This is a genomic window from Streptosporangium jomthongense (genome assembly GCF_042650425.1).
Lineage (GTDB): Bacteria > Actinomycetota > Actinomycetes > Streptosporangiales > Streptosporangiaceae > Streptosporangium.
Genome location: NZ_JBHSBC010000082.1, coordinates 1 through 541, shown reverse-complemented (window position 1 = coordinate 541; position 541 = coordinate 1). Strand labels below are relative to the sequence as shown.

Annotated in this window: 1 protein-coding gene; it reads left to right on the top strand. The window is 68.0% G+C overall.

Annotated elements, in window-relative coordinates:
* Nucleotides 1-37 precede the first annotated feature (37 nt).
* Nucleotides 38-541 (top strand): IS701 family transposase (locus tag ACFOYY_RS42495; RefSeq protein ID WP_386197203.1); only part of this gene is annotated, 504 nt, incomplete at its 3' end.

Genomic DNA, 541 nt, shown 5'->3' with positions numbered 1-541 from the left:
GTCGAGTGCGGTTACCGCTGAGGATCTTCAGACGTGGATGACAGGCTTGGATGACCTGTTCGCGCGGGTAGCAGGCCGGTTCGGGCGCGTAGAGCCCAGGCGGCGGGCGCGGGCGTACCTGATCGGGCTGCTGGCGCCGGTCGAGCGCAAGAACGGCTGGCAGCTGGCCGAGGCGGCAGGCGACAACGGCCCGGAAGGCATGCAGCGCTTGCTGAACTCCTATGCCTGGGACGCCGACGAGGTGCGCGACGACCTGCGGGCCTATGTGGTGGAGAAACTCGGCGACGCCGACGGGGTGCTGATCGTCGATGAGACCGGGTTCGTCAAAAAGGGCGACCGTTCGGCCGGAGTGCAACGGCAGTACTCGGGTACGGCCGGCCGGATCGAGAACTGCCAGATCGGCGTGTTCGTCGCCTACGCCTCACCACGGGGAAGGGCGTTGATCGACCGGGAGTTGTATCTGCCCAAGTCCTGGCTGGCCGACCGGGAACGCTGCGCACGGGCGGCGATCCCGGCCTCGGCCGCTTTCGCCACCAAACCG